Genomic DNA, 23,109 nt, shown 5'->3' with positions numbered 1-23,109 from the left:
TCATCGGAGAGAGTTTATCAGCTTATTTACAAGCTGATATAAATATAACTTGCATATATTCAGTTGTCAACAAAATTTTCCATAATTTTTTGTTAAGTTAAAGCAGCCCTTGCCCTCTTCCTTCAATATGCCTTAGTATAAAAACATGGCAAAGAAAAGCGGTTCAATAATGTATAAATGCTCAAGCTGCGGCTACTCACAGCCCCGCTGGCTTGGACGCTGCCCGGAATGCGGCGAATGGAATTCCCTTGAAGAGATTATCATAGATAAAAATGCAGTTACCCCGGCCGGACGAGGCTCAGAAAAGGCTGAAATGCAAAAGCCTGTAAGCCTTGAAAGCGTTGAAGCAGCAGAAAATGTTCGTTTTTCAACCGGCATAGCAGAATTTGACCGCGTACTTGGCGGAGGAGCTACAAAATGCTCGGCAATTCTGCTTGGCGGTGAGCCAGGAATCGGTAAATCTACCCTTCTTTTACAGACTGCAGCTTCCTGCGCTAAATCTTTTGGAGCTGAAAGCAAAATTCTTTACGTCAGCGGAGAGGAATCAGCGGCACAGATTAAAGACCGGGCAAAAAGACTTCAACTGGACTGTAAAAATATCAATATTTTGTGCACCAACCGCCTGGAAGACACTCTCAATGCTCTTGATAAGCTCAATCCAACCCTTGTAATTGTAGATTCCATTCAGACTGTTTATTCGGCAGAGGCAGGAATTATTCCGGGAACCGTAAATCAGCTTAAATACTGCGCTAATGAGTTCATTCAGTGGGTAAAGGAACGAGATTCTGTTCTGATTATGACTGCCCACGTTACAAAGGAAGGCTCGATTGCGGGCCCAAAATCCATGGAACACATGGTTGATACTGTAATTTCTTTTGAACGCAACGATGATGAAATAAGATTTTTACATGCCCAGAAAAACCGCTTTGGTTCTGTGGACGAAATCGGGATTTTCAGCATGACAGAGAAGGGTCTTGTAACTTTAAAAGACCCGGCTAACCTCTTTTTGACAAAAAGGACTGAAAATCAGCCGGCTGGAGTTGCCTGTACCCCGGTTTTTGAAGGTTCACGGGTATTTTTAGTTGAAATTCAGGCTCTTACAGTGCCCGCAAAGGCAAGTATAAGCAGAATTTACAGCGAAAAGGTTGATTCAGGCCGTGTTGCGCGGGTTGCAGCAGTCCTGGAAAAACGCTGCGGACTTAGATTTTCTGATCAGGATATTTATGTGAATGTGGCCGGCGGTGTTCGATTAACAGAAAGTTCGATTGATGCGGCACTGGCGGCGGCACTTTATTCGGCAAGAACTGATATTGCACTTAAAAATCAGACAGTTGTTTTTGGAGAATTGAGTCTTGCCGGGGAAATTAGACCGGTTACAAAGGCTAAACAGCGCATTAAGGCGGCTCAGCAGCTGGGATTTAATGATGTTATTTGCCCTGAAAAAGAAAAGGACTGTACAAAAGTTGAAAATATTAAACAACTGGTGAAGGCTGTGTTTGGAAAATAGCCGCAGAAAGGGCGCAGATTTTTTTTGACACGGATTAAACGGATAAACACGGATTATCACGGATAGTGATTATAAAATAACTGATTAAAAAGTATCCGTGTCCCATCCGTGTTCATCTGCGTGCATCCGTGTCGAAAAGAAACAAGTTACTGTGTCATATTTACTCACTAAGCTTTATTTTGGATGAAAATTTGGGAAAATTCTCCCGAAGCGGAGAGAAAACTGGCTGATTTATGGGGCAGCATGCGCAGGCCTGGAGGCAGGCGGAGCCGTCTTAAAAATGGGAGCGGAGCGGAATTTTTAAGACCGAAGCGGCAGCGGAGTGCCGGAAAGCCTGTTAATAGGGGGGCCCGCCCGAAAAATTCATAAAATTTAGCAAATTTTATTAAATATCAGAAAGTTGGCACGAATATTGCTATATATTAAGTGAAAAATCTGGGAACTTGTATAAGCTCCCTTAAAAAAAATCGAGGTACGATATGAACGAACTTTCACTTATCAATTCACTTTTCAACGACGTGTTTGACACACCTGCAATGTGCCATGTAACAGCTTCTACTCCAAAAGTTGACATTGAGGAGGACGAAAAGAGTTACACTCTTGAGATGGATTTGCCTGGTCGTACTGAAAAAGACGTAAATATTGAGCTTGACCAGAACAATTTGACTATTACTTCTTCTAAAGAAGAGCTGAAAGAGGAAAAGAAAGAAGAGAAGAAGGCTGGAAAATACATTCTTAAAGAACGACGCACAAGCAGCTTTGAACGCCGCTTTGTTCTGCCAAAGGATGTAGATACAGAAAATGTTTCTGCTAACTTTAAGAACGGTGTTTTGACAATCCTTATGCAGAAAAAAGCTAGTGAAGCACCTAAAAAGATTGAAATTAAGGCTTTGACTGCGTAATGTGGAGGTCGTAACGAAAACTCCAACTTCCGAAGGCTTCTAACCTCCTAACACTTGCTGCGCAAGTGGCTGGAAGCCTAATAACCGTCGAGGGAAACTTCGACGGTTTTGTGTTTTTAAACAGGAGAAACTGGCGGAGGGAACGAAGCATGGTTCAAAAACATTCTGATTGTGGAGGTCGCGGGAGCGACCTGTTCAAAAGTTTCTTTGCCACAATCAGCATGTAGCGCGATATCGCGCGGTTTTGAACCATGCTTCGTGACCGCAAGCCATTTATTCTGATTCATAATTTGCAAATACCCGGGGAAAACTATAAAATAGAAGAATATGGCTCAAAGGCGCGCTTCTAAATCAAAAACTACAGCAAAATCACGACGAACTCAGAAAAAACGCACTAAAAAGGGCAAGGTTTATATTGCTCCTTACAAAATCATTATTTTGTGCGCGGCAATTATTGCTATTTGCATGGGGCTTCTGGTCGTAAGTACGGCGATTAATCAGCGGGCATGGAATAAACAGCAGACTTTTCTTGAAGAAGAAAGAAAAGAGGAAGAGAGAAAGGCCCAGGAAAAGCGTCTTGAAGAAGAGAAGATTAACGAAGAGAAAAAGCTGCAGGAAGAAAGGCTTGCGGCTCAAAAGAAAAAAGATGCCTTGAAAAAAGAAGAGGCTCGTAAGGCTGAAGAAAAACGCAGGGCTGAAGAAAAGGCTAAGGCAGATAAGGCCCAGGCTGAAAAAGAAAAAGCAGAGAAGGCGGCAGAAGCTAAAAAAAAGGCTGAACTTGCAGCTAAAAAGAAGGCTGAGGAAAAGGCGCCTAAGCCTGTAACTCCTAAAAAGGAAGAAGAACCGGTAAGAACACCAACTACGGAGAATAAGGTGCCGTCTAGCCAGCAAGCGCTGTCTTCCCAGGCAACAGGTTCGTCTTCCAAAGCGACAGTGCCGTCTACCACCCCTGTAGCTGAGTCAAAATTCAATTTCCCTCAGGCTAAAAACGGGGCTCAGCTTGTAATTCTTCTGGACGACGGCGGTCAGAATCTTGCTCACTTGCAGAAATTCCTTGATCTGCCCTTCCCAATTACTATTGCGGTGCTTCCTCAACTGGCGCACTCAAAAGAATCGGCTGCAAAGGTTCGTGCCAGCGGAAAAGAGCTTATGCTGCACCAGCCTATGCAGGCTATAAACGAAAAAGTGAATCCAGGGCCGGGCGCAATTACACCGAACATGGATGAAAAGCAGATTAAGGCTATGCTTTATCAGAATATTTCGGAAATCGGTCCGATTGCGGGCTTTAATAATCACGAAGGTTCGCTGATTACGGCTGATGCAGAAAAAATGGAAACGGTTTTGAAGTATGCATCTGAAAACGGTATCTACTTTTTGGATTCCCGCACTAACGTAAATACTACTGTGCCTGCCGTTGCAAGTGCGCTTGGTTTGTCATATTATGAACGTAACGGTCGTTTCCTGGATAACGTAAAAACCCGCGACAACGTTGTAGCTGAAATTCGTAAAAATCTTGATATTGCAAACCGCGACGGCGTTGTTATAATGATAGGCCATATCTGGTCGGCTGATTTTATGCCGGCTGCCTTAATGGAAGTTTATCCCGAACTTCTGGAAAAGGGATATAAGTTTAAAACGGTTTCGGAATGCCGTGGATTAAAGAGATGAGTGAAGAGGCTATGCCTCTTCTTGATAAATAGCAAAGCGTTAAAAAAAAAGCACTGCTTTTTTTAGCTTTACCTTAGAGGAATAGTATGAAAGTTTTAGGAATTGAATCATCATGTGATGAAACAGCCTGCGCTATCGTTGAAGACGGAAAAACAATTTTGAGCAACGTTGTAGCAACTCAGATTCCCTTCCATCAGATTTATAAGGGCGTTGTGCCGGAAATTGCAAGCCGCAAGCATGTTGAATGGATTTTGCCTGTAGTTCGTCAGGCTCTTGAAGAAGCAAAACTTACTTTTGATGATATTGATGCAATTGCTGCTACAAACCGTCCGGGTCTTATGGGTTCTCTGATGGTTGGTTTTACTTTTGCAAAAACACTTGCCTGGTCTTTGAATAAGCCTTTCCTTGCAGTAAACCACATGCTGGGTCATCTTTATGCCGCTCACCTTGTAAATGACATTCAGTATCCTTATCTGGGACTTCTTGTAAGCGGCGGTCACAGTATTATCTGTAAGGTAAATAATTTTGATGATCTTGAGATTTTGGGAACTACAGTTGATGATTCTGTAGGCGAAGCTTTTGATAAGGTCAGCAAATTCTACGGTTTGGGTTACCCTGGAGGTGTTATCATCGATAATCTTGCAAAGCAGGGTGACGCAAGAGCCGCAACTTTCCCGGTTCCTAAGCTTGATAACAAGGAACACCGCTATGACGTTTCCTTCAGCGGATTGAAAACAGCTGTAATTCACCAGTGCGACATGTTCTGGAACGAAGGATACGAACATTCTAAGGAAAATATGTGTGCCGCCTTCCAGGAAACAGCCTGCAAGACTTTGACTTCACGCCTCTTCCGTGCGGTAGAGGACACAGGCCTTACAACAGTTGTTGCCGGCGGTGGTGTTGCCGCAAACTCACGACTCCGCTCACTTTTGGCAGAACGCACAGACTTAAACTGCATCTTCCCTCCGCTCAAACTCTGCGGAGACAATGGAGCCATGATTGCGGGAGTTGCCTACCACTTCTTAAAACGCGGCGACCGCGACGGCTGGGACAGCGTAACCTGCGCCCGCATTCCTCAGTTTAAGCGTGGATTAGCAAATTTCGCGAATAGAAATAAAAATTAAACCTTCATTCCTCTGAGCAAGACTTTTTGCTCTGGGGCAATTCTGTAGCTTTCTATAGCCTTTTGAATCGCCTTGTTGTGCGTCCAGCCTTCAAGGCGTTTTTCTTTTATAAAGGGCAGACTTGCATCCCATTGTTTTGCAAGCGCCGTTGCAAAATACCAGGCAACCATCATTCTGATGTAATACTCTTCTGAGCGAACTTCAGCAACTTTTTCCAGATACTCGGGCTTAAACTCATCATCAAGAAAATAGCGCATCAAACTTCCGATTGCATAGCGCACCGTATAAGTATGACTTGATTTTATCCAGCGGTTAACGGCTTCAAGCAGAGCCTGGTGATTTTTTGTCTTCTTAAACACCTTAGGCAAAAGAGTATCGCAGGTTGCCCAGTTATCAACATAAGGAAGAAATTTTTCTACTTCAGAAAAGCAGATGTCAAAATCTTTTTCTTCGTTAAGAATAAATGCGTGCAGCTGATTTTCATCATAATATTTATGAGGCAGGTCGGAAAGGAAAGCTTTTATTGCAGAGGCAGTTTCTTCATCACAGGCTGCGTCCTTTACAAGACTTTTTGCAAGGGCACGCATAGCAGGCGTTCTTACACCAATCACACTGTCAGCTGCCACGGTGGGAATAAGCTTTGCCTGAAAATCGCGGTAAGTAGTGTCCTGAAGTTCAAACAGTTTTTTTCTTATTTCTTCTTTTGTAGAAAGCATAAGTTAATTATATCACATTTTTATCAAAATCCAGTCTTGACAACAAAAAACCTATAGTATAGTTTAAAACTAAATTAAGTAGGCAATCGGTTGCCTATATATTTTTTTAAGGTGTGCTTGCACCCGGAAGGATTTTTATGAAAAAAGAAGTAAAAGGATTTTTTACAGAACTGGATAGCTGCCCGGTTTACAAAATCGAAAATTACGACATGATGGAAAACTTTTTTATGACCATCACAAGCTCGTCAGACATCTGGAATTTCTGCTGGTCACAGGGCGGAATTACAGCAGGACGAATTGACAGTAATCACGCTGTTTTTCCATATTACACAGCAGACAAGGTTTTTGACGCACGCACTTATACAGGAAATTATGCAGCAGTAGCTGTAAAAACAAGCAACAGAATTGAACTTTGGGAGCCTTTCTCTTACTTCAACGCATCTCCTTCCGTAAAAAAACTGATGGAAGGAAATTCTCAGTTCAACATTTACAAAAACTACAACGGAACCGCTGTATGGTTTGAAGAAATCAACACAAAACTCAATCTTCTTTTTAGAATCGGCTGGACTTCTTCTGACCATTTTGGACTTGTAAAATCAACTGTAATTAAAAATCTTAACGACAAGCCGGTTGAACTTGCAGTTCTTGACGGGGCACAGAACATCATGCCTGCCTGCACAACTTCAGATTTGCAGAACTCTAACAGCTGCCTCCTTGACGCCTACAAGAAAACCGACCTGGACGAAAGTGGAAACATTGCTCTCTTCGCCCTTTCATCAGTTCTTACCGATAAGGCTGAACCTTCAGAAAGCCTTCTCGCCAATGTAAGCTGGTTCACAACAGATGATAAAATCATTTTGAATACAAGTGCCCCTGCCGACTTTGCAAACTTCACTTCTCTTCCTAAAACAGCAGATTTTAATCCTCAGATTGTAACAAAGGGAACACGTTCTTCATGCTTTATCTGCAAAAACCTTAGCCTTGAAGCAAAGGAAAAAGCAGACTGGTATCAGGTTTTCAATACTTACCTTGACCTTGCAAAACTTGAAAATCTTAAGGCAGAAATTAAAGACAGAAAAGAGGCTCTAAAACTTCTTGAAGCTGATATTAAAAAGACTGACGCTCTTATGACTGACTACCTTGCAAATGCAGACGGACTTCAGTCAACTGCCGACACAATGGCATGCGTTCACCACCAGCAGAATGTAATGTTTAATATTATGCGCGGCGGTATTTTCTGCAATCAGGGAAAAATCGGCTTAAAAGACTTTATCGTTTTCATTGAACAGAGAAACACAGGTCTTGTAAAAGAAGCTCAGAGCCTTGTAAAACCTTTGATGGACAAAAAATCAGATGTAGATTACAAGGAGCTTTTTGACGCTGTAAAGAAGCATGACAATCCTCAGCTTACCCGCCTTTTCTTTGAATACATGCCTCTCACCTTCAGCCGCCGCCACGGTGACCCAAGCCGTCCATGGAACATTTTCTCAATTAAACTCCGCGACACTGACGGAAATCCAATCTTGAATTACGAAGGAAACTGGCGAGACATCTTCCAGAACTGGGAAGCCCTTTCATGGTCTTATCCTTTCTACATCAAAAATATGTGCGTAAAATTCCTGAACGCAATGACAGCAGACGGTTTCAATCCTTATAAAATCAACCGCGCCGGAATCGACTGGGAAATCCCGGATCCAAACAATCCATGGGCCTTTATCGGTTACTGGGGAGACCATCAGGTTATCTACTTTGCAAAGCTTCTGGAATTCCTTCTTAAAACAGATAAGGCTTCGCTTATGCAGAGTCTTGATGAAAAAATCTACACAAGCGCAAACGTGCCTTACCGCATCAAATCTTATGATGAGATTTTAAAAGACCCAAGAAATACAATCTTCTTTGACCGCGAATTGAGCAATCAGCTTCAGAAGGAGACAAAAGTCCGCGGTTCTGATGCAAAACTGGTACTTGGAAGCGACAAAAATCCTTATCTGGTAAGCTTTGCCGCAAAAGCCCTGCAGATTGTAATTACAAAAATCTCTAATCTTGTGCCGGGCGGAGGAATCTGGCTGAACACCCAGCGCCCTGAATGGAATGACGCTAACAACGCTCTTGCAGGCTATGGTCTTTCAGTTGTTACCCTCTGCTATCTCTACCGCTACATCAGACTGCTGCAGAATATTTTTGAGCAGAGCGGTGTAAAGGAAGTTTCTCTTCCTAAGGTTGTAAAGGCAGCGCTCACAGAACTGACCGCACTTTACAAAGACGCAGACCTTAAAAAGGCCGCAGAAAATGCAGAAGAAAGAAAGGCTTTCACAGACAAGGCCGGACGTATTTTTGAAAAAGAAAGAAATGACCTTTACAAAAACGGTTATTCTGACGGAGAAGAAAAGCTTGAAATCTCAAGTCTGCTTGCTTCACTTGCAGAATTCAACAAGATGATTGAACTTTCTATTAAGATGAACAAACGAAGCGACGGACTTTATCATTCTTACAACACTGTAAAAATCGCTGACGGCAAAATGGAAATCGTTTATCTTCAGCCAATGCTGGAAGGTCAGGTTGCAATTCTTTCTTCAGATTTGCTCAGCCCGGCAGAAGCTCAGTCTCTTCTTGAAGCCCTCAGAAAGAGCGCGATGTACGAAACTCGCCAGCATTCTTACATGCTTTACCCTAACAAGGAACTGCCAGCCTTCCAGAACAAAAACTGCGTAAAGGCAGGAGACGTAAAACCTCTGCAGGCTTTAATTTCCCGCAGCGGAACTCTGTACATGGAAAAGGATGTAAACGATATCTGGCACTTTAATCCAACTTTCAGAAACTCGAATGTTATTAAGGATTTTATTGCTGCTCAGAAAGAAGAAAATCGTCCGACAGCTGCAGAGCAGGAAGCACTTCTTGCCCTTTACGAAAAGACCTTTAATCACCAGAGCTTTACCGGCCGTTCCGGAACCTTCTATGCTTACGAAGGTCTTGGAAGCATTTACTGGCACATGGTTTCAAAGCTGCTGCTTGCCGTACAGGAAAACATCTTTAAGGCAGAAAAGCTTGGTGATAAAGAAAATGCCCGTAAGCTGACTCAGTCTTACTACGAAGTAAGAGACGGACTTGGCTACCACAAGACACCTGAACTTTACGGCGCTTTCCCGGCAGATCCATACTCACATACTCCAAGCGGACAGGGCGCAAAACAGCCTGGTATGACAGGTCAGGTAAAAGAAGAAGTTCTTACCCGCTTTGGTGAACTTGGAGTTTGCCTTGAAGACGGAAAAGCAAGCTTCCTTCCGCTTATTCTTAAGGATTCTGAAATCAGGGAAGACAGCACTTTGAGCTTTACCTGGTGCGGAACTCCGGTTACCTACCGTTTTGGAAAAGGCGGCGTAAAAGCAGCCTCGGCCGAAAAAGCCAGCATCAGCGTAAACGGAAGCAAGCGTGCGGGTAACGAACTGACAGTGGAAGAAACTAAGGCAATATTTGCACGAGAAGGATTAATTAAAAATATAGAAGTGCAGTTTTAGAAAAAAAGCTTTTGCGGAGAACCGTAATTTGCTCCGCCAGCTTTTCGCTCGACGCAAGCTTCGCTTGCTCTGTAGGTAGTCTACGCGTTGTATGCCCCGCATCGCGAAAAAAGCGTCGCAAATCACGAACCTCCGCAGCGCTTTTTTTCTAGACTAGGCACTCACCCTTGTAATTAATTCTGTCGGCAACTCAATGTTCAGGGCCTTTTCTCCCTGCCCTGCTGTCCCGCTCACAATCAGTTCTACAGCCTTCCTTCCCATGCCCTGCTTCTGCACGTTTACCGTAGTAAGCGGCGGCGTGATGTAGGAAGAGGCTTCAAGGTCATCTATACTTATTACGGCAACCTGAGCCGGGACAGAAATGTTCAGCTTGTTCAGGTGGCACAAAACTCCATAGGCAACTTCATCAGAACCACAGACAATAGCACGAGGAAAACGACCGCTATTTTGAATTTCTGCAACAGCTTCATAACCGCCCTTCATATCAAATGCCCCGAAAACCTGGCACTTTGAAACAATCACATCTTCAATGCCGTCTACTCGGTTATCAAGTTCCCCGATATAAGAAAGATCGGTGTAGCCTTTTTCAATGACATAAGCCGCAGCTTTTTTTGCGGCATCGCGGCGGTCGAAAGTGACGCTAGAAAGTCCGTCAAACTTCCAGTCCACGCAGACAACTTTTTGTATGCGCTCTTTCATCCGCTGAACAAGACGGTTGTCTTCTGCCCCTTTAATGCACTGGTCGGTGGCAATCAAAATCAAGCCGCCGATTTCTTCTTCGTGGACAAGTTCATTAAACAAAACAGGATCTTTGAACTCTTCAAAAAAGCGGATAAAGGAAACCTTATAATTATGTTCATGGGCCGCCGTATGAATACCGGCTAAAATCTCCGCATAGTAAGGACGACGAAACATATCCGGGTCACGCAAAACAACACCAATCCGCTTAGAAGCAAAAGCAACTTCACCCTGCTGCAAAACCTGTGCCGCCTTGTTGGGACGGTAGCCCAGCCGGTCAATAACTTCAAGAATACGCTGGCGGGTTTCTGGCGCAACTGAACGCCCCTCAGTTCCGTTAATAACGTAACTGACCATGCTTCGGGTAACGCCCGCCTCGCGGGCAACATCGTTTTGTGTAACCTGTTTGTTTTCCATAAATCAATATTCTACTTCATTAAGAACTTTATAAAAAGTTTCCTAAATATGTGTTTCAATAAATTTTTCAAAATCAGTCTGGCTCAAAGGACGTGAATAGAGATAGCCCTGAACACAGTCACAGTCGATTACGCGAAGGAAGTCTCTCTGGCTTTCAGTTTCAACACCTTCAAAAACCGTCTCTTTATCAAGGCGCTTACTGAGCCCGATAAAGGATTCGATAAAGGCCGCCGAGCGCCTGTCAATTTCGCCGTTAGAATTGGTAGAAGAAAGCAGGAAGCTTCGGTCAAACTTAAGGACATCAATAGGCACCTGGGTAAGCATGGAAAGGGAACTTTCACCAGTACCAAAATCATCCATGGCAACAGTAAAGCCGTTCTGATGCAGACGGGTAGTAATTTCTGCAAGAATACGGTTTTCGGCAAAGGAGCGTTCAATAATTTCAACCTGAATATATTTTGCAGGTACATTGTATTTATTAAAGACAGCAAGAAAATCTTCCATGAATTTTTCAGGCTTATTGTGGTTTCGGCTCATATTTACGCTGACCTGAACTACAGGAAGTCCGGCACGTAAGCGGGCATCAAGGAACTTCAAAACTTCTTCATAAACAAAGAAGTCTACCTTAGTAACAAAGCCAGTGCGTTCAAAAAGCGGAATAAAATCATTTGGCGGAATTACGCCGCGTTCCGGATGCTGCCAGCGAACAAGCGCCTCTGCACCAATAATTTTTTCATCCTTCAGGCTGATTTTTGGTTGATAAAGTACAAAAAAATCATGATTTGCAAGAGCCTTTTCTGACTGGCTTTCCAGAAAATATTCCGTCTGAATGCGTTTAAGGAATTTTGAATCGTAAATTGCATAAAGCAGATCACCATCTTTATGAAGGTTCTTTTTTGCAATAGACGCCTGATTAATCAAAACGTGTGTTGAGATTCCCTTATATTTTTCTTCCGGCAGATGGAAGGCAACTCCGAATTTAAGGGCAAAAGGAATTTTATAGGAATCTGTAATATTATTTTCCTTTCTTGCAATCATCTTAAATACGCGCATAGCCTGCTGTACAGAAGTGATTATAAAGAACATAAAGAAATGGTCACTGTCTCCACGGCAGCAGACTCCCTGATTTTCATCAGCAACCTTTTTTACTTCGCGTGAAAGAAATTTCAGTATCTTTTTAAGTTCTGCATCCCCATGATTCTGACTGATAAATTTGTATCCAAGAATATCTATATCAAGCAGGAAGAATTTCTCTTTTTTATGACGGGAAATCATTTTATCAGCTTCATGCTCAAAGCGATCCAAAGACCAGAGTCCGGTAAGAGGATCAAAATCAACGAAGATAAGGGATTTTCTCTGGAATAATTCAATTGTCATAAACTCGCCGAAGAAGAGTGTAAACAAAAGAATAACACAGCAGAGAATTGTTATGATATTTATAAGAATTTGCTTACGCTGAATTACCAGCATGTTTTCATCAGGAAGGGTAAAACATAGAACCCAGGCAGGAATTTTTATATAACTATAGAAAATTGTAACAGGAATTCCTTTTTCATCCCTAAAACTTTCAATTCCTGATTTCTTTTTTGCAAGACTTGTTGTAGCAATGCGGGCGTAACGCTTATCATCCTCGGAGTAAGACTTAGAAATCATCTCATGATTTTTATGGATAATAAATTTTCCGTATCTATCAATGATACTGATAGAACCCCTTTGAATAATATTTGCATTCTGGAAAATTTCTTCAAACTGATACAAATCTACAGCACAGCCATAGCCGCCTTTTAGCCTTGCATTCTTATCATAGACAGCCTTTACCATCATAAAAATGTACTTGCCGTCTACTTTTGAACTCTGAGCTGCAGTAATAAAGCTTTTTGAACCTGAATAAACTATAGCATTATAGTAAGCCCGGTCTGTAACATACTGAGTGTTTCCGTGAATATCGGTAGCGACACCATCAAAATCAAAATAAAATACATCAAGAAATTCCGACGGTATTTTACTCTTATTCTTATTGATGTGATAAATAATATCTAAGGAAGAACCCTTTGAGAAAACTTCTTCATCATAGAGGGTATCCAGGACAGCAAAATAAGAATTAAGCCTTTCATTCGCAAGTTTCGCATAACCATCCGCAATAAGCTTGGTTGTTTCAAAGGAATTCCTGCGGTAAAAGGACATGATTTTTTTAGAGAAAGTTGAGGTAACAAGTACAATCAGAATACTGGCAACCGCAGAAAGTACAGCTGTGAAAATATATTTTATAACCTTCGGATTCAGCTTATTTCCCATAAAACCTCAACATTCAGTTTACACCATGTTTTGATATAAGAGAAATTTTTTTATGTGATTTTTTAACAAATAATTATAAAAAATCAGGCTTCGCTCTGTAAAAATAAGGCCTTAATATCTTCTTTATGCTTTTTACCCTGCACGTCTGTCGGTAATTTATCCAGAAAACGCCATTTTTTTGGAATTACGACATTTTCAAAATACTGCATCAGATATTTATGGAAGAATTTGTTTATTTCAAGCTTTTTGCAGTCTGCAAATTTTGCCTTTCCCTGGGCATTCAGTTCAATTGCCGCCGCAAGATACTGACGTCTGTCTTCCATGGCAATAACCTTTACGTCGCTTACAAGTCCGCTGTCAAGAATACGGTTTTCAACTTCCGTCATGGAAATGCGTTTTTCTTCTATTTTTACAATAGAATCACTGCGGCCTTTAAGCAGGAAGCGTCCGTCTGGCAGCATTTCCGCAAGGTCGGCAGTAGCAAAGCCTTCAGGATTTTTAATATATGGAGAAATAATACGGAGACAGCCGTCATCGCCAAGCCAGATTTTTGCGTTATCAAAAGGAGTCCATTCCTGGCCATTTTTACTGCGTCTCCAGGCAATTCCGCTGGTTTCTGTAGAACCGTAAACTTCAACCGGCCAGAAGCCAAAAGTACGGGCAGATTTTTCTGCAACCTCGTAGGTCAAAAGTCCGCCGCTGGTAAAAATAAAAGAGTCATCAAGAGGAAGTTTTCCTTCAATTTCAACACAGCGCTTTAAGAAGGCCGGAGTCGCAATAATCATATATTTATCATCATTTAGAGTTGCAAATTCTTCCGGGAATTCAATGCGCTTACGTCGGACAGGAACGCCAAGCGTAAATGGAAGGGAAACCGTAAACAAAAAGCCGTAAATATGATGCTGACTTACAGTGGCAACAAGCTTTCTGCTCAAAAACTCTTCGCCCCACTTTGAAATGATAAAGGCATTATCAAGTTCAAACTCGGTCATTCGCTGCTCAACCCCCTTAGGCTTACCGGTACTTCCCGAGGTAAACATAATGATTTTTGTGCCGTCAGCATCTATTTTAGGGGTTTTTCTGATTTCAGCCTGGTCCGGCTCTGCGCTGGCCTTAAGGATTCCGCGTATATCTTCCGCCCCGGAAACCTTCTGGTCTGTAAAAAATCCGATTCCTTCAGTCCAGATTTCCTTCAAAAATCCTTCGGTAATATTCTGGGTCAAAAGAACTGTTTTTTTACACTGAAGCAGAGCCACAAAGGTTACAGTAAAAAGCCAGTAATCCTCGCAGTGCAAAATCCACTTTTCAGCCGGCCGGGATCCAATAAAGGCCCTAATTTTTGCAGTCGCCTTCAAAAAATCAAGCCAGGTTTTATATTTCTTATCGCTCCATTTTCCTTCAAAACTGATGATATGGTCATCACTAAAAGAAGAAGCATTAAATTTCGTGATTGGATGTGTTTTTGACATTTTTTTATTTACTCCCTTTCTTATTATAAACTCAATTCCAAATAAAAGCCCCATTAAAATGTAAGAAATTCCCCCGTTATAAATTGCCCAGACCTGCTCACTTGAAAAAAAGGCCGTATAAAAAGAAATTCCGCCGTTTACAATAAAAAAAATGCACCAGACAATGCAAACCTTGCGGCAATAATGCTCAACTTCTTTATGCTCAAGGGAAGAAGGAATGCTGCGGTCAGAAAGGCAGGCAAAACGATAAATGATATTTGGCGGAAAAATCAGCGTCGAGCCAAAAGTCACCAGCATCATGACGCTGATAACGACGGCATACATCCTCAGAAAAAGTGTCTGATTAGTCAAAAAACAGGCAAGCCCAGACGCCAGCAAAAGAGAAGCCGTAATGACTGGTTTAATAGTAAAAGATGAGGCGCTTACGCTGGCATCCCCTTCCGAGTCTCCATCTTTTGTGGCGGAGTTAGACGCCCCCGTAGCGCTCAAAAAGAAAGCCAGCGCAAGCGCAATCACACAAAGAGAAATTATTCTTACCGGTAATTTAAAAATCACCAGAAAAGTGAAAATCATTACCGGATAGAGTACTGAGATAATGTAAAAAAGGATTTTAATTAGCTTCTTCACGCTTGGCTTTTATAAAATCTGCAAGGGCATTTACGCTTGCAAAATAAGTTCGGTTATCTTCATTTTCAGACGAAAATTTTACACCGAATTTCTTTTTAAGGGCAACGCCAAGTTCAAGAGAATCAATTGAATCAAGACCAAGACCTTCGTTGAATAAAGGCTCTGAATCTACAATGTCATCTGGCTCAATATCTTCAAGCTGCAAGGAGCTGATAATTATCTCTTTAATCTGCTGTTTCAATTCGTCCATAAATTTAATTATATATGCAAAGTAAAGTTTGGGCAAACAGACTTCAAACTTTTTTACTTTTTATATAAAAGACAGTATAATACATGTACTTTGAATTTTAAGCCCGGTTTTATCATTCCGGTTTACAGACACGGCTCTACAATTGAAGGAGTTGTGAACAGCCTTTTACACTTTGCTTTTCCAATTATTATCATAGATGATGGAAATGATGAGCAGAATAAGGCTCAGATTCTGGAATGCGCTGAAAAATATCCACTTGTTTCTCTTGTTTCATACAGCAAAAATGCAGGAAAAGGTCTTGCAATGAGCCGCGGCGTCAAAAAAGCCCTTGAAATGGGGCTCACACACGTATTTCAGATTGATGCGGACGGCCAGCACGATTGCAGCGCCTGCCAGTCATTTTTAGAACTCAGCCAAAAACATCCGGAGGCGCTTATAAACGGCTACCCGGAATACGACACTTCAGCTCCGGCAAACAGAATAAACGGCCGAAAGCTTTCTATTTTCTGGACAGGAATAGTAAGCCTTAATTTTTCACCGGCAGATGTACTTTGCGGCTTCAGGATTTATCCTCTGAAACCTTATGCAAAGTTTCTCCGCCGCCATGCCCTTATTCACCGCCGCATGGGCTATGATTCTGATATTCTGGTGCATTATTTGTGGATGGGAGTGCCCCTTTTTAACCTGCCGGTTAAAGTTTCCTACCCGAAAGATGGAATCAGCAATTTTCACATCATAAAAGATAATATTGCAATTTCGCTTACCTTTTCACGCCTCTTTTTCGGTATGATTTTGCGGCTTCCAAAACTGATTTATTTTGCGCTAAAAAGAAAATTCAATGGAAAACCAGATGACAAATAGAACCACCTCTTCTTCTCCGACCGCCAGCTGGAAAAATATCCATGAAGTTTCAAAATCTGGTCGTTCGCTTGCCTTTACAGCCTTTCTGGTGCGGATTTTTCCCCACCGCGTGCTCGTTGCATTAACCCGCTTTGTTTCCCTTTTTTACTGGGCTTTTACAAAGTGGGCGCGTAATTATTCCAGCCTCTATCAGAGAAATCTCATAGAATTTTCAAAAAATCTTCCGCTGGAATTGAAGGATGCCGACATTTCAAAGCTGCCGGCCCGTCCCAACACTTACCGCCATATCACTTCCTTTGCTACAAGCCTGGTAGAAAAAATTGAAGGCTGGACCGGGAAAACCGGCATGGATTTTATTGAATTTGCAAATGGAAAGGTTGGAAACACGGGACTTGTTGCAAACAATGAAGAAGTAAAAAGCCTTTTGAAAAGCAAGAAAGGCTGCATGCTTATCTGCTCTCATCTGGGAAACATTGAACTTTTCAGAAGCATCCTGAGCTTTGGCGAAAACTTCGACCATCAGATTCCGGTTTCAATCATTATGGACCAGAAGGTAACCCAGAATTTCAATAATCTGATCGAAAACCTGAACGCAAACGCAAAAATGAACGTAATCGCTTCGGATGATATTTCCATGGCAACTATCGGAATCATGCAGGACACAATCGACCAGGGCGGCCTTGTTATAATTTCGGCAGACCGCCTGGCTGCAACAAACACCAGCCGCAGCCTTGAAGTAAACTTTTTAGGAAAGCCTGCAAAGATTCCATACGGTCCTTTTTTAATTGCGGCGCTTTTAAACTGCCCGACCTTCTTTATTTTTTCAATGAGAAAGCAGCAGGAAGGTTTTGATCCGACCTATGTGGTAAATCTGATAAAATCAAAAATCACTTTTGACTGCAGCCGCAAAGAACGCGAAGAAAAAATCAGGGAACTGGCAAATGACTACATAAAAATAATGGAAGTCTTTTGCTTAATGTACCCATATCAGTGGTATAATTTCTTTGACTTCTGGTAATTTGGAGAAAATATGGAATACTTTGTAAAAAACGAAATCATTTTTCCGGTAGAATTCTACGACGTGGATACAATGCGGGTTGTCTGGCACGGAAATTATGTAAAATATATGGAAAAGGCCCGCTGCGCTCTTTTGGACAGCGTAAACTTCGGTTACCTTGAAATGGAAAAATGCGGAACCGCCTTCCCGGTTGTAGATATGAAGCTCAAATACGTGCGTTCCCTCAGATTCGGAGACACAGCCCGCGTCGTTTCCTATCTTACAGAATACGAAAACTGCATCAAAATCAAATATGAAATCTACAATGCAAAAACTGGCGAACTCTGCACAAAGGCAGAAAGCACCCAGATGGCTATGAGCATTGCAACAAGCGAATCATCAATTGTCTGCCCTCAGATTTTTATTGATAACGTTAGAAAATATATGGAAGGAAAATGAAAAAAATACTTCTTTCGCTGATTTTATGTCTATTTGCGGGAACCTCAATTTTTTCTGCCACTTTTGAGCAGGCATGTTCCGTTATGAGCCCTGAAAGTCAGATAAAAGGCGACTTTGTACAGAAAAGAAGGATTGCCTCAAACGGCCGCAGCCTTAAATCAAGCGGAATTTTCACAGTAGGAAATGGTGAAATAGTCTGGCAGACACAAAAGCCAGTGAAAAATACCGTTACAATCACAAAGGGAAAAATCACTACGACCGACTCAAGGGGAAAGGAGACGGTTTTAGACAGCAGTCAGAGCCAGGTTTTCACCCTGATTTCAAAAATGATGGCAAGCCTCTTTGCCGGAAATCGTGAGCAGCTTCAGGAATATTTTCTGATTGATTTTGACGGAAGCCTGGGAGATAATCCTGCGCATTGGAAGACAATTCTTACTCCGCGTGACAGCACAATTGCCCAGGCAGTCAGCAGAATAATCCTTACAGGAAACCTTGATTACATGCTTTCTATGGAAAGTATTCTTGCAAACGGAGATTCAATTCTTTACGAGTTTTTGAACCATGAAAAAGCATAATCTTCCGCTATTTTTATTTCTTCTCATTCACCTTGCAGCTTTTGCCGCCTTCGGGATTTCTGCGGCCTGCGGAAGATTTTTTATAACTTCAGATTTATTTTCGATGATTCCTAACACAGCGTCGTCAGAGGCGCTGGAAATTGCAGACAAAAAGCTTACGGGAAACAGCGGAAAATCAGTTTTTATTCTCAGCCAAAGCAGCGACTTTACAACGGCGAAGAAAAATGCAGAGGTGGCTTACCGGGCGCTTATAGAAGAGCCTGCCTTCCCGGATTTTTTTGAAAGCCTTACCCTCTACCCGGATTCTGAAGGCTATGCCGCTGTCCTGGATTTTTTACAGGCCTACCGCTGGAATCTGCTTAGCCCTGAAACAGCCGCGCAGCTGCAGACTGAGGAAGGCCGGGCTGATTTTGCCGAAGAAACGCTGACAAATATTTTCGGCGGATTTTCGCTTGCCAGTCTGGATAATCTTGAGGAAGATCCATTTTTTCTTGACGAGATAAACCTGCGGACTTTTCTGCAGCTTTTGCAAGACAGCGGCACAAACATGAGCCTGAGGGATGGAGTGCTGGCCTGCGAATGGGAAGGTCAATGCTTTGTAATGATTCAGGGCCTGCTTACAGACAAAGGCGCCGCCCTTGCCCAAAAGAACAACGGCGTTCAGCTGATTTATGACGTCTGCCTGCCGCTGGAAGACGCCGCTTCAGACGGCAGCTCTCCAGCCCGCTTTGTTTTTTCCGGAACGCCATTTCACAGTCACAAAAGCTCGACAAACGCCAGCCGGGAAATCACTCTTATAAGCCTGGTCTCTTTGTTTGCAGTTCTTGCCATGCTGATTTTCACTTTCAGAAATCCTCTCCCCATTGCCGCCGCCTTTACCTCGATTCTTCTTTCGATTGCCTTTGCCTTCAGCGTCACCTCCGCGGTTTTCGGGCACATTCACGCGCTAACCCTGGTTTTTGGAACTTCGCTAATCGGCTCCTGCATCGACTACAGCCTGCACTTTTTTGTAAACTGGAAAGCTAACCGCGACCTTGCCAGCGGTCAGGAAATCAAAAACTTCCTTAAAAAAGGCCTTACACTTTCTCTTGCCAGCACGGAACTCTGTTACTTCCTTCTGATTTTTGCACCCTTCCCTCTTCTGCGCCAGATGGCTCTTTTTTCTTTTACCGGCATTCTGTCATCCTTCCTGACAGTTTTATGGGTCTATCCAATTTTTAGAATTCAAGATGATGAGAAAAGATTTATTCCTTCTTTCAAGCCTGCACTTTGTCCCGCTCTGCCCCGCAAGGTCTTTCTTGTTATTTTAATTTTGCCTGCCGCACTTATCGCCCTAAATCTCAAAAATCTTGCGATAAAAAATAATCTGTCAAATCTCTACAAGATGCAGGGCCGCCTAAAAAGTGACACAATTCTTGCATCCCAGGTGCTGAATTACACTCCGTCCAGCTGGTTCATCCTTGAAGCCGGCTCGGAAGAAGAACTTTTGCAGAAAGAAGAAGCTTTCTCTGCCCTTTACCAGATAAAAACTGCCTCAGAGGGCAACTTCAATAAAAAATATATCTGTACTTCCCGTCTTATTCCGTCAGAAAAAAGTCAGAGGCTTTCTATAGAAGCCTGCCGAACTCTTACAGCATCGCAGGAATGCCTTTCTCAGTTTGAAATCCTTGATTTTGAAAAGCCGGAAGTCAGACAGAAAGAAATCCTGAAAAAGATTGATGACGCAGATTTCCTGAGCCTTGAAAGCCCGCTTCCGCCACAGCTGGAAAGCCTTGTAAAAATGCTCTGGCTGGGAAAAATCGACGGACGTTTCTATTCAGTCTTTATGCCTACAGAAAACCTGCCAACTGCCACTTTGGAAAGCCTTGCTGCCCCGGAAGACGGAATTTTCTATCAGAACAAGGTTTCACAAATCAGCGCAGGCCTGGACCGCCTTTCAAAAATGATTTTATTGATGCTGACAATTGCCTACATCATCATTTTGATTGTCCTCCGGCTCTTTTTTAATGTCCGCCAGACCTTAAAAATTGCCCTTGTTCCTCTTTTCAGTCTGATTTCGATTCTCGCTGTCTTTACGGCAAGCGGCACTCCGATAGACTTTTTCTGCATAACTGGAATTATCCTGGTTTTCGGACTTGGAATTGACTACATAATTTATATGACACAGCACAAGGGCGGCCGCCTGGAACGCACGGCAATCATACTTTCTTTCCTGACAACTGCCATTTCCTTCGGGGCACTGGCCCTCAGCAGCTTTGTGCCGGTTCATTCGATTGGGCTAGCAATTTTCACTGGCCTTACCGCAGCCTTTATCGCGACAATGATGTAATTTTTACTGCATAAATTTTACTTTAAAAAGATATTTTCCCGCTTGTCTTTTCCCACTAATCCTTTATACTTATGATATGAAGAATATCCGGACTAATCCGGAGAGAGTTTTCTTATTTTTTTCAACGGTATTTCTGCTTGTTGCTTTTCTAGCCAGCTTAGTTTTACCGCTCAGGTATCAGACATTAATTACTTCTCAGAAAGTTGTAACTGTTACACATGCAGTTGCCTTTTCCCTTTCTATTATCACACTCATTGAACCAATAATTTTACTCGAAGTCATCATTATTCTTACCGAAAGTGTTCTTACGGTTATGACCGGCTACACACAGCTTGGTGTTTTCCTTTTTTACGCAATGCTTATCCTTATGTTCGTAAAAGAACAGTTTACAAGCCGGCCTGCAGCAAAAATCATTCCTCTTGTGATAATTCACCTGCTTTCAATTCTGGCCTGCGCAAAACTTGGCTGGGTTCATGTATTTTTGGGGCTTGCCTCTTCATTCTTTTACATGGCATTTTTCTACTGGATTTATGATATTTTAAGAACAAAGCTTTCCTGCTTCCTGCCGGCTGAAACAAAGAGTAATTCGGTGATTAAGGAAAAGCCGGGAGAGCCGCTTCATCTGACTGATTACAAGCTTTCTGAGCGTCAGATGGATTTTGTTCTTGATAACCTTCACGAAAACTGCACTTACAAAGATTTGAGTGAAAAATATTTTGTGAGTATTTCTACTGTAAAAAAAGATTTTTCTGAATTATTTAAGATTTTTGGTGTAAAAAAACTGGAAGAACTGCACCTGCTCTTGCTGCAGTACAAAGTTAGTAAATAAGCAGGTGCTTAGGTTTTAATTGCTTCTTGCCATTTTGCCTTCAAAGGTGGCAAAGAGTTTTGTTAAGCCCAAAGTCAAAATCAAATAGATGATTGCACAGGTAAGAAGCGGAATCCATGCGTTGTAGGTTGCGTTTCGAATCATATCGCCGGATTTTGTAAGGTCTGTAACGGCGATAAAGCTTGCAACTGAAGTTTCCTTAATCAAAACAATGAATTCACTGGTATAAGTTGGAAGTACAGCCTTCATTGCCTGCGGAAGAACGATTTTTGAAAGGGTCTGCCACTTGCTCAAGCCAAGAGAACGGCCGGCTTCTGTCTGACCATGGTCTACACCCTGAATTCCAGCGCGGAAAATTTCTGTACAGTAGGCACCTGAGTTAATACCGTAAGAAATAATAGCAACCAGAAGTCTGTCCCAGCCAAGCGGTGCAAAAACAACAAAATAAAAAATCATCAGCTGAGTTGCAAGAGGAATACCACGCAAAACAGTTGTGTAAACATTGGCAATTGCACGAAGAATTTTATTGCTTGAAACCTTCATCAGGGCAAATGTACACCCCAGAACAGTTCCGATAAGAATAGCGAAAAAAGCAATTAAAAGTGTAATTTTCAGACCGCTTAAAATCAAAAGCCAGCGCTGGCCTGCAATCATTGTGTCGTAAATTGATTGAAACATAGATTTAGATTATAGCGGATTTTGCAATTAAAAGGAAGTTATTGTAAAAGTTGTGTTTAAAATGCAAAAATGGCTGCCAGTCACAAAGTACAGGACAAAACCGCGAGATATCGCGGATAGAAGGCATTGTCAAAGGCAAAAATAGCGCGAGGGAGCAAAGCGTGTGACAAAAACACTTTGATTGTGGCGGCCGCGAGAGCGGCCAATTCTATAGTTTCTTTACCACAATCAACGTGTAGCGCGATATCGCGCGGTTTTGTTACACGTTTTGTGACCGGAAGCTATTTTTGCCTTTTAAACTAAGCTATTTTCTTACAATAATAACCTGTTCAGAAGCAAAATATGGATCAGAAAAATCTACGTTCTTTTTGCGTTCTTCTGTAACAGACATACCTGCAGCAATAAAATCAATTGTTCCTGCCTGCAAAGCTGGAATAAGGCTGTCAAAAGCCATATCAATTACTTCAAGAGAAGAAGATGCTTTTTCTGCAATTTTCTGTCCCATAGTAATATCAAAACCTACAATGCCTGTTCCTTCAACATATTCAAATGGTGGAAATGAAGCATTTGTTCCAAGCTTAAGTTTTTTAGCGCTTTTTGCATTTTTTGCAGCTGGAATTGTAATGTTTCCGTCGGCCGGCATGAATGCAGCAACAAGAGCTTCGTATTCGCCGTTTTTCTTCATTTCTGCGATTGTTGCGTTGATAGTATTCAAGAGTTCTGTATTACCTTTTTTGATGGCAATAGCATATTCTTCTTTATTTGCAGCAAAATATGGGTCGCGGATAATCTTAAGTTTAGGATTACGTTTTACAATCTGCTCTGCAGGAAGTTCATCAAGAACAACAGCATCAATAGCGCCATTCTTCAAGTCCAAAGCAGCATCCATACCGCTCTTGAATGAAGAAAGTTTTGCGCCAGGAACTTCTTCCTGAACATAAAGTTCACCTGTTGTACCAGCCTGAACACCAATCTTTTTTCCTTCAAGATCAGCAACTGAATTAATTTCAACTTTTTTAGGTTTAGCAAAGGCCATACCAGAAATCACAGCTGTCAAAGCAGCCAAAGCAACGATTTTTTTCATGTGTTCACTCCTCTAAAACGTGATGCATAATTTTAACAATATTAAAGAACTTCGACAATATTAAAATTT

The 23,109-nt window shown here is 42.1% G+C and carries 18 protein-coding genes; 11 read left to right on the top strand and 7 right to left on the bottom strand.

Translation table 11 applies throughout. The features are described from left to right. The first annotated feature begins 145 nt into the window (after positions 1–145). The 4 genes from radA to tsaD all read left to right on the top strand — a co-directional run bounded on the left by radA (position 146) and on the right by tsaD (position 5,201). Complete coding sequence (gene radA, locus T530_RS0105265) at positions 146–1,507, top strand: DNA repair protein RadA (RefSeq protein WP_027728130.1); 1,362 nt, start codon at positions 146–148, stop codon at positions 1,505–1,507. A 479-nt stretch (positions 1,508–1,986) separates the two neighbouring features. Next, complete coding sequence (locus T530_RS0105260; RefSeq protein WP_027728129.1) at positions 1,987–2,409, top strand: Hsp20/alpha crystallin family protein; 423 nt, start codon at positions 1,987–1,989, stop codon at positions 2,407–2,409. Positions 2,410–2,736: 327 nt separating this feature from the next. Continuing rightward, complete coding sequence (locus tag T530_RS14680) at positions 2,737–4,077, top strand: divergent polysaccharide deacetylase family protein (RefSeq protein ID WP_051537842.1); 1,341 nt, start codon at positions 2,737–2,739, stop codon at positions 4,075–4,077. A gap of 86 nt (positions 4,078–4,163) precedes the next feature. Then, the gene (gene tsaD / locus T530_RS0105245; RefSeq protein WP_027728128.1) at positions 4,164–5,201 is read left to right on the top strand and encodes a tRNA (adenosine(37)-N6)-threonylcarbamoyltransferase complex transferase subunit TsaD; all 1,038 of its coding nucleotides are present in this window, start codon (positions 4,164–4,166) and stop codon (positions 5,199–5,201) included. Here tsaD and T530_RS0105240 read toward each other — a convergent pair. Then, a complete protein-coding gene (locus T530_RS0105240; protein ID WP_027728127.1) occupies positions 5,198–5,917 on the bottom strand; it encodes a DNA alkylation repair protein in 720 nt (239 codons plus the stop codon). The two genes, tsaD and T530_RS0105240, sit on opposite strands and share 4 nt — an antisense overlap. A 137-nt stretch (positions 5,918–6,054) precedes the next feature. Here T530_RS0105240 and T530_RS0105235 point away from each other — a divergent pair, with 137 nt between their 5' ends. Continuing rightward, a complete protein-coding gene (locus T530_RS0105235; RefSeq protein ID WP_038073801.1) occupies positions 6,055–9,432 on the top strand; it encodes a hypothetical protein in 3,378 nt (1,125 codons plus the stop codon). Positions 9,433–9,585: 153 nt separating this feature from the next. Here T530_RS0105235 and T530_RS0105230 read toward each other — a convergent pair whose 3' ends face one another. The 4 genes from T530_RS0105230 to T530_RS0105215 all read right to left on the bottom strand — a co-directional run bounded on the left by T530_RS0105230 (position 9,586) and on the right by T530_RS0105215 (position 15,228). After that, a complete protein-coding gene (locus T530_RS0105230; protein ID WP_027728125.1) occupies positions 9,586–10,587 on the bottom strand; it encodes a LacI family DNA-binding transcriptional regulator in 1,002 nt (333 codons plus the stop codon). A 42-nt stretch (positions 10,588–10,629) separates the two neighbouring features. After that, on the bottom strand, positions 10,630–12,882 hold the full coding sequence (locus T530_RS0105225; protein ID WP_027728124.1) for an EAL domain-containing protein: 2,253 nt from the start codon (positions 12,880–12,882) through the stop codon (positions 10,630–10,632). A gap of 83 nt (positions 12,883–12,965) precedes the next feature. After that, positions 12,966–14,978, bottom strand: coding sequence for an AMP-binding protein (locus tag T530_RS0105220; protein ID WP_038073798.1), 2,013 nt, complete (start codon positions 14,976–14,978; stop codon positions 12,966–12,968). Next, positions 14,962–15,228, bottom strand: a complete 267-nt coding sequence (locus T530_RS0105215; RefSeq protein WP_027728122.1) for a phosphopantetheine-binding protein — start codon at positions 15,226–15,228, stop codon at positions 14,962–14,964. Before T530_RS0105215 ends, T530_RS0105220 begins: the two co-directional genes overlap by 17 nt. Positions 15,229–15,318: 90 nt before the next feature. On the opposite strand from T530_RS0105215, the gene T530_RS0105210 reads away from it, so the two are divergent. The 6 genes from T530_RS0105210 to T530_RS14675 all read left to right on the top strand — a co-directional run bounded on the left by T530_RS0105210 (position 15,319) and on the right by T530_RS14675 (position 21,278). Next, positions 15,319–16,089 (top strand): glycosyltransferase family 2 protein, encoded by a 771-nt coding sequence (locus tag T530_RS0105210; RefSeq protein WP_027728121.1) that lies wholly within the window; start codon positions 15,319–15,321, stop codon positions 16,087–16,089. Beyond that, on the top strand, positions 16,079–17,107 hold the full coding sequence (locus T530_RS0105205; protein WP_197018246.1) for a hypothetical protein: 1,029 nt from the start codon (positions 16,079–16,081) through the stop codon (positions 17,105–17,107). Before T530_RS0105210 ends, T530_RS0105205 begins: the two co-directional genes overlap by 11 nt. A 12-nt stretch (positions 17,108–17,119) precedes the next feature. Beyond that, on the top strand, positions 17,120–17,545 hold the full coding sequence (locus T530_RS0105200; RefSeq protein WP_027728119.1) for a thioesterase family protein: 426 nt from the start codon (positions 17,120–17,122) through the stop codon (positions 17,543–17,545). Next, on the top strand, positions 17,542–18,120 hold the full coding sequence (locus T530_RS0105195) for an outer membrane lipoprotein carrier protein LolA (RefSeq protein WP_027728118.1): 579 nt from the start codon (positions 17,542–17,544) through the stop codon (positions 18,118–18,120). The genes T530_RS0105200 and T530_RS0105195 overlap by 4 nt, the downstream gene beginning before the upstream one ends. Further along, the gene (locus tag T530_RS0105190; protein WP_027728117.1) at positions 18,107–20,449 is read left to right on the top strand and encodes an MMPL family transporter; all 2,343 of its coding nucleotides are present in this window, start codon (positions 18,107–18,109) and stop codon (positions 20,447–20,449) included. The genes T530_RS0105195 and T530_RS0105190 overlap by 14 nt, the downstream gene beginning before the upstream one ends. A gap of 76 nt (positions 20,450–20,525) precedes the next feature. Then, a complete protein-coding gene (locus T530_RS14675) occupies positions 20,526–21,278 on the top strand; it encodes a hypothetical protein (RefSeq protein WP_051537841.1) in 753 nt (250 codons plus the stop codon). 15 nt (positions 21,279–21,293) lie between these two features. On the opposite strand, the gene T530_RS0105180 is transcribed toward T530_RS14675, so the two are convergent. Both T530_RS0105180 and T530_RS0105175 read right to left on the bottom strand, forming a co-directional pair. Continuing rightward, a complete protein-coding gene (locus T530_RS0105180) occupies positions 21,294–21,956 on the bottom strand; it encodes an amino acid ABC transporter permease (protein ID WP_027728116.1) in 663 nt (220 codons plus the stop codon). Between the two features lie 304 nt (positions 21,957–22,260). Continuing rightward, positions 22,261–23,040 carry a transporter substrate-binding domain-containing protein gene (locus T530_RS0105175; protein WP_027728115.1) on the bottom strand — a complete coding sequence of 260 codons (780 nt, stop codon included), beginning with the start codon at positions 23,038–23,040 and terminating at the stop codon, positions 22,261–22,263. Positions 23,041–23,109 lie beyond the last annotated feature (69 nt).

This window comes from Treponema sp. C6A8 (assembly GCF_000619925.1).
Taxonomy (GTDB): Bacteria; Spirochaetota; Spirochaetia; order Treponematales; family Treponemataceae; genus Treponema_D.
This window is presented reverse-complemented; position numbering and strand designations above follow the sequence as displayed.

Coding starts and splice junctions, on each gene's coding strand:
- T530_RS0105195 (WP_027728118.1), top strand. CDS start 17,542: ATGAAAAAAATACTTCTTTCGCTGATTTTATGTCTATTTGCGGGAACC.
- T530_RS14680 (WP_051537842.1), top strand. CDS start 2,737: ATGGCTCAAAGGCGCGCTTCTAAATCAAAAACTACAGCAAAATCACGA.
- T530_RS0105215 (WP_027728122.1), bottom strand. CDS start 15,228: ATGGACGAATTGAAACAGCAGATTAAAGAGATAATTATCAGCTCCTTG.
- T530_RS0105235 (WP_038073801.1), top strand. CDS start 6,055: ATGAAAAAAGAAGTAAAAGGATTTTTTACAGAACTGGATAGCTGCCCG.
- T530_RS0105180 (WP_027728116.1), bottom strand. CDS start 21,956: ATGTTTCAATCAATTTACGACACAATGATTGCAGGCCAGCGCTGGCTT.
- T530_RS0105190 (WP_027728117.1), top strand. CDS start 18,107: ATGAAAAAGCATAATCTTCCGCTATTTTTATTTCTTCTCATTCACCTT.
- tsaD (WP_027728128.1), top strand. CDS start 4,164: ATGAAAGTTTTAGGAATTGAATCATCATGTGATGAAACAGCCTGCGCT.
- T530_RS14675 (WP_051537841.1), top strand. CDS start 20,526: ATGAAGAATATCCGGACTAATCCGGAGAGAGTTTTCTTATTTTTTTCA.
- T530_RS0105260 (WP_027728129.1), top strand. CDS start 1,987: ATGAACGAACTTTCACTTATCAATTCACTTTTCAACGACGTGTTTGAC.
- T530_RS0105225 (WP_027728124.1), bottom strand. CDS start 12,882: ATGGGAAATAAGCTGAATCCGAAGGTTATAAAATATATTTTCACAGCT.
- radA (WP_027728130.1), top strand. CDS start 146: ATGGCAAAGAAAAGCGGTTCAATAATGTATAAATGCTCAAGCTGCGGC.
- T530_RS0105175 (WP_027728115.1), bottom strand. CDS start 23,040: ATGAAAAAAATCGTTGCTTTGGCTGCTTTGACAGCTGTGATTTCTGGT.
- T530_RS0105200 (WP_027728119.1), top strand. CDS start 17,120: ATGGAATACTTTGTAAAAAACGAAATCATTTTTCCGGTAGAATTCTAC.
- T530_RS0105205 (WP_197018246.1), top strand. CDS start 16,079: ATGACAAATAGAACCACCTCTTCTTCTCCGACCGCCAGCTGGAAAAAT.
- T530_RS0105240 (WP_027728127.1), bottom strand. CDS start 5,917: ATGCTTTCTACAAAAGAAGAAATAAGAAAAAAACTGTTTGAACTTCAG.
- T530_RS0105230 (WP_027728125.1), bottom strand. CDS start 10,587: ATGGAAAACAAACAGGTTACACAAAACGATGTTGCCCGCGAGGCGGGC.